Origin of the sequence: Pyxidicoccus caerfyrddinensis, from assembly GCF_010894405.1 — a bacterium.
Lineage (GTDB): Bacteria > Myxococcota > Myxococcia > Myxococcales > Myxococcaceae > Myxococcus > Myxococcus caerfyrddinensis.
Genome location: NZ_JAAIYA010000062.1, coordinates 1 through 8823, shown reverse-complemented (window position 1 = coordinate 8823; position 8823 = coordinate 1). Strand labels below are relative to the sequence as shown.

Here is an 8823-nt window from a genome sequence, read left to right as displayed (position 1 = left end):
GCCCCACGCAGCCGGTGAGCGTCGTCACGCAGCGCCGCGAGCGCCAATCCGCACGCGTCCGCGTGCCGCACGCCTCGCAGCGCCGGCGCTCGCTGTCGACCCTCACCTCACGGGTTGCAACGGGGCGGTGGATTCAACTGGTCGTCGCAACGCTCGAATCTGAGGAGTTGCGATGGGAGCAAACAAGCATCGACGGGCTGCCCGCGCTGGGCGTCCTCCTATGCCGTCGCCCGGTCGTCCATCCGTGGGAAGGCGTGAGCATCGGCAACGATTCTGGGAAGCAATCGCCCGCGGACTTTCGAGCGAAGACGCCGGGAGAGAAGCCGGCGTATCGCCGGTGGTGGGATGCAGGTGGTTCCGCGAAGGTGGCGGCATGCCGTCGAGCAGTCTGGCCCCGCTGTCGGGGCGGTACCTGTCGTTTGCCGAGCGAGAGGAAGTCGCGATTCTGCACGCCCAGCGCCTCGGGGTTCGCGCGATAGCGCGTCGGCTCCGTCGTTCTCCATCGACCATCTCTCGGGAGTTGCGTCGCAATGCCGCAACCCGGGGCGGCGCCCTGGAGTATCGAGCCACGACCGCCCAGTGGCATGCGGACCGGCGCGCGAGTCGTCCGAAGGTCGCGAAGCTCACAGCGAACAGCAAGCTGCGCGAGTACGTGCAGCAGCGACTGGCGGGCATGCTCAGCGCTACCGACGGGACGGGCGTGCCCGGCCCAGAGGTGCGATGGAATGGTCGGCGCCACGGACGACGGAAAGACCGACGTTGGGCAAAACCTCCTGGAGTCCCGAGCAGATTGCCAACAGACTTCGGGTGGACTTCCCTGAGGATGAGTCGATGAGGCTCTCCCACGAGGCCATCTACCAGGCGCTCTACGTGCAAAGCCGTGGTGCACTCCGACGCGAGCTGGTCAGCTGCCTGCGGACCGGACGGGCTCTGCGGGTGCCAAGGGCCCGAACCCGTGGGCACGGCAAGAAGTTTGTCAGCTCCGAGAGCAGACTCAGCCAGCGCCCAGTTGAAGTCACGGACCGGACAGTGCCTGGGCACTGGGAAGGTGACCTGATTATGGGGCTGGGCAGTTCCGCAATAGGCACTCTGGTCGAGCGCACCACCCGGTTCACAATGCTACTACACCTGCCCCGCATGGACGCCCACGGCCAGCCTCGCGTCAAGAACGGTCCCGCCTTGGCAGGACATGGTGCCGAAGCGGTCCGAGGCGCCGTCGCCTCCTCGCTCACCACGCTGCCGGAACAGCTGCGCCGAACACTCACGTGGGACCAGGGCGCCGAGATGGCTCAGCACGCGCGCCTGCGAGTCGACACAGGCCTGGCCATTTACTTCTGCGACCCACACAGCCCATGGCAACGAGGCACGAACGAGAACACCAACGGCCTGCTTCGCCAGTACTTCCCGAAAGGAACAGACTTGGCCAGGTACTCCCGCGAGGACCTCGCCACTGTCGCCGCTGCCCTTAACCACCGGCCTCGCAAGACTCTTGGATGGAAAACGCCCGCCGAGGCTCTCGACGCCCAGCTATGCTCACTCCAACGAGGTGGCGTTGCGACGACTCCTTGAATCTAAGCAATACACGAGCGAGGACTACCGCCAGCTGCTGGAGCACAACGGCATCACGTGCAGCATGTCGAGGAAGGGCAACTGCTGGGACAATGCCGTCGTGGAGAGCTTCTTCTCCTCGCTGAAGATGGAGTTCGTCTACGAGCGCAGCTTCCAGACACACGAGGAGGCCAGGCGGGCGCTGTTTGAGTACATTGAGGCGTGGTACAACCGCCGCCGCAGACACTCCGCACTTGGCTATGTCAGCCCCGAGCAGTACGAGCGGGACGTCTCAACCCGGCGTGCAGCAGCTTAACGAACCTGTCCACGAAACCGGGGCAAGCCCAGTACACGCCTGCCCAGGCCTCGCTCCCATCAGGTGTGTGGCAGGGGCCTGACGCTTCTGGTGGGAGGTCGCCGCCGAGAGTGCCTCCCGCTGGCCAGGGACCGCTGCTGCGGGGAGCGGCCGGGTCGCCACCGCCCCGCCGGCTACTCGCACAAAGGCTGTCCGCCTCCGCCAAAGACCCCCATCGGCTGCGCGTCGCAGGGCCGTCTGTTCTGATCACCGGATCGCGAGGAGGATGGCGTACTCGTGGAGGCGCCAGATCTCGCCGAGGTCGCGGAAGCCGGCCTCCGCCAGCAGTTCGAGATGGGCGTCGATGGGCGGGAACACGCGCGGGCGCCGTGGCCCGAGACGCTGGGCCCGCAGCTCGAGCAGCTCGCGGAACGCCGGCTCGGCCTCGGCGCCGGACCAGAACGAGTGCCAGCTCTCGCCGCCGGCGGGAGCCTGATCGGCGAGCTGCCGCTGCAGCATCCCGCGCGCGGCGTTGCCGATCCGCTGGGTCCCGGTCGGCAGCACGTCGGAGCAGAGCAGCATGCCGCCGTCCACCAGCAGGACATGGACGCCGCGATAGATCGACGCGAGCTCGTCGCGCTCTAGCCAGTGCAAGACCGCACCGGTGACCACCGCATGGAAGCCCCCGGCGGGGATCGCCGCCGGCCAGTCGCGATCGCGCAGATCGCCGGCGACCCAGGTCACGCGCGGCTCGCAGGCCATCGTCCGCCGGCCCATCTCGAGGAGCCACGGGTCGACGTCGAGGCAGACCACCTCGGCGTCGGGGCGCTGCGCCAGGAGCGCGACGCCCATCGCGCCCGGCCCCGACGCAAGATCGAGCACGCGCAGGCCCGGCCGCGGCCAGTAAGACGAAACGTACTCGCCCATCAGGTGCCACTGCTGCTCCCGCTGCGGCACGTAGGCGGACTGGAATCGATCCCAGCGGGCCCGCCAGGTTCGCCACAGCTCGTCCGGTACACGGACACTTGGTGACACCGTCATCGGGAAATCCTCGTCAGTGCATGCGCCCTGCGGGTGCCGGCGGCGAGAACATCGCCAGCGCACCCAGGAAGAACGTGCTGTGGGCGACCGCGAGCGGCAGCACGCCCGGCGCCTGCGTGTAGATGATGCTGTGGGTGACGCCGACCACGAGGGCGCCGCCCATCGGGAAGATCGCGCCGCGCAGCGACGGCATGTTGAACACCTGCACCAGCATGAACAGCGCGACCGAGACCGCGATCGCGACCTCGGAATCGACGCCGCGCAGCACCGTTAGCGTGACGCCGCGGAAGACGATCTCCTCGACCGAGACGTAGAGGATCACGGTGGCCGCCGCCAGCCACCGCGGCGCGATCCGCACGGTGGCGCGGAACTGCGACATCCATCCGCCGCGGCCCTGCGCCAGCCAGGCGGCGGCGCCGCCCCGCGCCGGATCGGCGTCGGCACCGCTCCCGACCACGATCGCGGCGCACAGGAGCCCCGATAGCGCCAGCTCTCCGATGCCGAGCACTGCCGCCAGCACCAGCACGTCGACCCGAGTCCAGTCGCCTACGAGGTCGCGGGTGCCAACGCCGGTCACAGCGATCAGCACCACCGCGAAGCCGAGCTGCGCGACGGTGGCCGCGGTCAGCTTGGCGACCGCCTCGACCTCGCGGGTGGAGTGCGACTCCTGCATTCCGAGCCGATCGATGAGCGGCTGCACCACGGCGCCCCACCGCTTCACCACGCTCCGGTAGAAGAACGCGTAGAACGCGACTACCGCGGCGCAGTACACTACCTCTTTCATCGCGGCTCCCAGCGCGATCCCCGCGCACCCAGCCGGCGTGCAGCGCGCAGGTTGAACCAGACGTGGCCGACTACCGCGGCCGCGACGTTGCCCGTGACCAGCGTCGCTGTGAAGGCGAGGAGGCCGAGCGGGATCTTGCTGATCATCTCGCGCCGGCCGAGCCGCACGTGGATCGCGAGGAAGATCAGGTTCACCCCGGCGTGGGCCGCGACCTCCCAGACGTCGGACTCGACCGCGCGCGCCAGCTCGAACAGCACGCCGCGGAACAGGATCTCCTCGAGCGCGCCGATTGCGACTAGGAGCAGGGCCGATGGCGCCGCCTCGTACCGGGGCGCCACCACGCCGCCCCCGCGCCGCTCGTCGCGTCCGACCAGGTACCGCATCTTGAAGGCGACCTCGCTCCGCCATGCGATGGCGCCCACGACCAGACCGGCGCCAGCCGCCCCCGCGGCCCCGAGCCAGGTGCGCGGCACCAGCGAGGCCAGGTCGACGACCACCGCGGCCGCCGCGACCATACATGCCATCACCGCGGCGTAAACGCGCAGGAACGGCGGGCGCAGCGCCCGGCGCGCCATCACGCGCTGGACGAAGAACGCCAGCTCACCACAGGTCCCGCAGCACAGCGCGAGAATCGCGACGACGTAGATCTGCGCGTCAGGGGTAAGGGTGGGGAGATTCATGGTCCGCGGCACCGTACGCGCCGAACCGAGAGTGCCGTAGCGGCGGCGCGCTGGGGAAGCAGAGGCTCAGCGTCTCGGGCGACCACACCCGCGCGACGTAGAAGCCGAGGCTGCGGAGGTCAGGCGTCGTCATGTCGAGCCACGCCAGCGCCTTGTTCGTCTTCGCGAAGGACTCGATCAGGCAGCGCGTGCCGCCGCCGAAGTCGGCCGGCAGCTCGGACGTGCGCACCGGCTGGCCGTCGGGGAACTTCCGCCGTACCGCAGCGGCGCCCAGGACCGCGTAGTGGCTCACGTTGAGATCGAGATCGTAGAGCGCCTCCGGTGTCGGCGTCGGCGGCAGGTCGCCGACGGCCTGGCGGAACAGGATCACCTTGGCGAGCTGCGCGACTGCCATCCCCTCGAGGAACGCGCTGTAGATGGCGCGATCGAGGCGGAGGCTGCAACCAAGCCCGACGCCCAGCTTCGGCACGACGTCGTCCTCGACGAGGCATGCGATCGTGAAGCCAGGTAGATCGGCGTTCGGCAACCAGTAGAACCGCGGCCGCGGTCCATCGCGATGGATGTGGCGCTGCACGACCGCGGTCACCGCGCGGGTGCGCTCGTCGGCGGCCAGCGGCACGGCGACGCCGCGGCCGTACCAGTGCCCCATCACGGAGTCGATCTGGATCAGCTCGAGGAGCGCGCGCTCGAGCGCCTGTACGGGGTCGGTATGCGCGGCCGTCCCAGTGCTCACGCCGAGCATAAAGCGGGGCTCGTCGGGCGCGCGCCGGTAACCAAGGAGCGCCACCTGTGCCGGCGCCCAGCACTCGCCGTGGTCGGGCAGCGAGGACAGCGCGACCCATCCGATCGAGGTGCGGGCGTCGATCGCCGTGAACGGGAAGCCGGGGCGCGCGAGCTGGGCCGGCGTGAATAGATCGAAGCCGGGGCCGCCGAGCACGCGGTGCCCGGCCGCGAGCATCTGCTGGTACGACGCGCGTTGGATCCGCACCCGCCCGTCGACGATCACGCTCTGTTGCGCGTAGCGCTCGACGGTCTCACCAAGGGTCTTGATGATGGCCTCGTCGTACGTGGGGCCGCATCCGCCGATGTGGTGCGAGCCCGAGCGCGGCTCGCCCAGCCCGCGCAGCACGTGCACGCCGGTCATGTCGCCGCCGGCGACCGCGAGCCGCGCCTCAAGAGGGCTGCGCATCAGGAACCCGATCTGCTGGCACAACCCGGTGGCCGGCGCCAGCATGCGGTCGAGGAGCCGGTGCGTCCGCAGCGACAGCTGCCGGCTCCCGGTGTAGACGCGCGCTTTCATTCGCTCAGCCCTGCCGCCCCAGCACCGCGCGAATGTCGAAGAACATCTCGCGATTCTCGCTCTCGACGGGCGGGCTGCACGCTGGGCAGCCCGGCAGGCGCAGGATCTCGTTCACGCTGAACTCCAGGGTCGGCAGGTAGACGCTGAGCATCTTGCCGGTGGTGAATGTGGCGTCGGTCAACAGCAGATTCAGCACCTCGAAGGAGGTCAGTGACACCAGCATCGCGGACAGGACCGAGTCGAGGGCAGCGGTAGCGCGGACGACCCGGCCCTCGACGAGCGCGGCCTTGTAGCTCTGGTAGCTGGCCCCGTTGCGCATGTTCATGAGCACGCGCATCTCGAGGCACTCGTAACAGGGCGACCGGTGCGGGACGATGGCCGGGCCGACGAGCAGGAACGGCCCGTCGATCGCGGCGTGGATCCACTGCACGCGGTGGTGCAGGCAGATCCGGTTGATCGCATGCAACTCGATGGGGTTTATCGACGCGGTGACGAAGGCGAGCATCCGCCCCTTCCACGGCGCGAACTCCACGGCGCGCTCCTCGAAGGCCAGGGGGTCGCTGAGCCAGCCTGGACCGCCCTCGACCAACCGGCGCTGGAGCCGCTCGTCAATCCGCTGCACGTCGTACTGGTCGTGGGCGCCGTTGGCGGCCAAGATGCCGGCGAGCTGGTCGGCAAGCGGCGGCGTGCCGGCCACGACGACGGTGGGGCGGACCGGCGCGGCCGGCTTCTCGAACGGCACTAGGTTGGGGACGATATTGTCGAGGTAGTAGTCGAGCGCGTGGGACGCGCCGGTCTCCAGTACGTCGAGCTGGGCGAGCTGGTCGAGGATCTCGTCGATCTGAGCCGGCGGGATGCCCTCGGCATGCCCGAGCGCGCGGGGGGCCACGGTGCCGTCGAGCTGGCGCAGGAACCGGAACAACCGGCCCGAGCCGCTCTCGTCGGTCAGCGTGATCGACGTCGGGTTCCAGACGCCGTGGCGGAGCTCGACCACGTCGGGGCTGTGGGCGACGAGCGCGTAGTGTCGTTTGATCCTCACGGAGTTCTCCCGCACGGTGCCGGGCCGGCCGCGCTACGCGGGCACGCCGAGCACCAGTGCGTGCACGAGTGTTTCATAGACTCCATCCAGGCCGAGGGCCTCGTTGGCCTCATCGTCGTAGAAGCTCCCACAATCGACGCTGCCGAGCCCCAGCGCGGTGGCCGCGAGGTTCACGTGCTCCGCGATGGCGCCGGCCTCAAGGAACACGTTGCGCATCCCGCGGGCACCATACTTGCGCATGCTGCGCCACGGACGAGCCACCAGGATGCAGATCGCCGTCGCCTCGGCGATGCCGATGTTGTTGGCGGGATTGGCGAGCGACGCGACGAGGGCGTCGACCTGCTTGCCGTCGCCGGCCGCCCACAACAGATCCTCGGTCGAGCTGTAGACGTAGACGCCGCGCGGCAGCTTGTCGACCCGAAGCCCCGCGAACCAGAGGTCGATCGGATACAGGCCACCGCCGCTGGGCACGCTGCGCACCGGCATCTGAGCCTCACCCGAGGCGCCGACCAGCTCGCCGGTCTTGCCGGCGGCGGCGCGCGCGAGCGTGGCGAGGTGCGCGAGCGACATCGCGTCACCGGTGTAGGACCGCACGCTTCGGCGCTGGTGCAGCGCGTGCCCCAGGTTCATGCGCAGCGGGGCCGACGCCGGAAGTGGGATCGTGCGCGACCCTCGCTTCCCCTCGCGGCCGATGAGCGCCAGCATGAGGCCGGTATCGGGCGAGTAGTAGCCGCCGATCGAGCTCTCAAGATCGATATCGCGGCGCCTGAGTCGCGACGCGATCAAGAAATCCTCGGCGATCCGAGGTTCCGGCAGTTGGCGCAGCGCGCCGAAGCGGAACGGGTTCGTCCGCAACGCGGTCGCCCTAGCCGCCGGTGTCACCGAACTGAAGCTGTTCGAGTAGACCGCGAGGCGGAGCAGGTGCGGATTGATGGGTTCACGCGCCATGTTCGAGATGCGCTACTTGAACTCTTTGCGCGCGATCTTCTTCCAGTTGTCGTGATCGTCCTGCCGCGCCTGGCTGAGCAACGGCTTTCCAAACCGGAAGTGCTTCTTGCCGGTGTTGGTCAGCTCCATCAACCCCACGTAACCGCCGTCGGGATCGACCACGGTGGCCATGCGGCCGAGCCGGGTGTCAGGCTGGTCTCCGCGCTGCTGGGCGTGGTCGCGGTAGGCCTTCATGGCGGCGGGCGGGCCCTGGACCGGGACCTCACGCGGCTCGACCGCGACCCGGCCGCCAGCTGCTTCAAGCGCCTTCAGCGTCGAGTCGAGATCGTCGACTGCAAAGTATGGCGTGATCGGCTCGCGCGAGTCGAAGCGTTGCGTGATATTGAGATTGAGCCCGTCCTGGAGGGGCTGATAGTACGACTCCACCGCGTCGTTCAGACTCCGAGCAAAATCGTCATTGCCGAGAAGCGCGCCGTAGAAGGCGCGCGAGGCCACCGAGTTCATCGTCGGCACGCTAAAGAAAATGAACTTCGCCTTGGGCTGTGCCATTGCCGTTCTCCTTCCACTGTTAGACAGACCGCTTCCACCACCGCCGCGACTCTGGCCTCACCAGCAGCAAGAACAGCTGCTGGTCGACGAGCATCCCGAGCCGCAGCACGAACAGGCGCCCGGCATCGGCAGGTGCCCATCGCGCGCGAACTTCGTGACCAGACCCTGCTGGGCCGAACTGCGGTGCTCGACAAAGACCCTTGCCGCCACGACCATCTGGCTTATTTCCTTCGCCTTCATGTTTCCTCCGCAGCGCTGGTGGAATCAGCTTAGTTCGTCAGTGGCGCAGCAGCAGCGAGGGCCGCCAATATTGTGGTGAGCTTTGCCATGTGCACCTCGTACTATCTGGGCCACCCGCGCATGGAGCGTCGGGAAAGACGTCCACATGAATGCGCGTGAACGGGCAGGAGCGCTATGCTGCCGCAGGGGCAGTTACTGCTTGAAAACCAACACCACGCCTGCTCGGGTGGCGCCTGGACTCTCGCTGCGCGCTCGCGCAAGAGGGAATCGGAGCAGGCTCACATCGAGCACCGCGAGTTCGAGTACGTGCGCCATGGGAAAGTGAACTTCCTGGCCCTGCTGGTGGTGCACGCGGGCACCATGCGGGGCTGGTGCCTGGAGAAGAACGACGGGGGGCGT

The 8823-nt window shown here is 68.5% G+C and carries 7 protein-coding genes and 2 pseudogenes; 2 read left to right on the top strand and 7 right to left on the bottom strand.

From position 1 onward, the window contains the following. Positions 1–397 precede the first annotated feature (397 nt). Together G4D86_RS53655 and G4D86_RS51270 are read left to right on the top strand one after the other, a co-directional pair. Positions 398–1569: pseudogene (locus tag G4D86_RS53655) on the top strand (IS30 family transposase). A gap of 7 nt (positions 1570–1576) precedes the next feature. After that, a pseudogene (locus G4D86_RS51270) lies at positions 1577–1864 on the top strand (integrase core domain-containing protein); the annotation flags it as partial. A 246-nt stretch (positions 1865–2110) separates the two neighbouring features. Here G4D86_RS51270 and G4D86_RS51265 read toward each other — a convergent pair. The 7 genes from G4D86_RS51265 to G4D86_RS51235 are packed head-to-tail and all read right to left on the bottom strand — an operon-like array spanning position 2111 to position 8184. Beyond that, on the bottom strand, positions 2111–2884 hold the full coding sequence (locus G4D86_RS51265) for a class I SAM-dependent methyltransferase (RefSeq protein WP_164003029.1): 774 nt from the start codon (positions 2882–2884) through the stop codon (positions 2111–2113). A gap of 13 nt (positions 2885–2897) precedes the next feature. Beyond that, positions 2898–3668, bottom strand: a complete 771-nt coding sequence (locus tag G4D86_RS51260; protein WP_164003028.1) for a CPBP family glutamic-type intramembrane protease — start codon at positions 3666–3668, stop codon at positions 2898–2900. Continuing rightward, positions 3665–4348, bottom strand: coding sequence for a CPBP family intramembrane glutamic endopeptidase (locus tag G4D86_RS51255; protein ID WP_164003027.1), 684 nt, complete (start codon positions 4346–4348; stop codon positions 3665–3667). Before G4D86_RS51255 ends, G4D86_RS51260 begins: the two co-directional genes overlap by 4 nt. Next, positions 4323–5648 (bottom strand): YcaO-like family protein, encoded by a 1326-nt coding sequence (locus G4D86_RS51250; RefSeq protein ID WP_164003026.1) that lies wholly within the window; start codon positions 5646–5648, stop codon positions 4323–4325. The genes G4D86_RS51255 and G4D86_RS51250 overlap by 26 nt, the downstream gene beginning before the upstream one ends. Positions 5649–5652: 4 nt before the next feature. Beyond that, positions 5653–6687: a TOMM precursor leader peptide-binding protein gene (locus G4D86_RS51245; RefSeq protein WP_164003025.1), complete on the bottom strand. Its 1035-nt coding sequence runs from the start codon at positions 6685–6687 to the stop codon at positions 5653–5655. Positions 6688–6720: 33 nt separating this feature from the next. Beyond that, positions 6721–7635, bottom strand: a complete 915-nt coding sequence (locus G4D86_RS51240) for a SagB family peptide dehydrogenase (protein WP_164003024.1) — start codon at positions 7633–7635, stop codon at positions 6721–6723. A gap of 12 nt (positions 7636–7647) precedes the next feature. After that, positions 7648–8184, bottom strand: a complete 537-nt coding sequence (locus G4D86_RS51235) for a VOC family protein (RefSeq protein ID WP_164003023.1) — start codon at positions 8182–8184, stop codon at positions 7648–7650. Between the last annotated feature and the right edge of the window lie 639 nt (positions 8185–8823).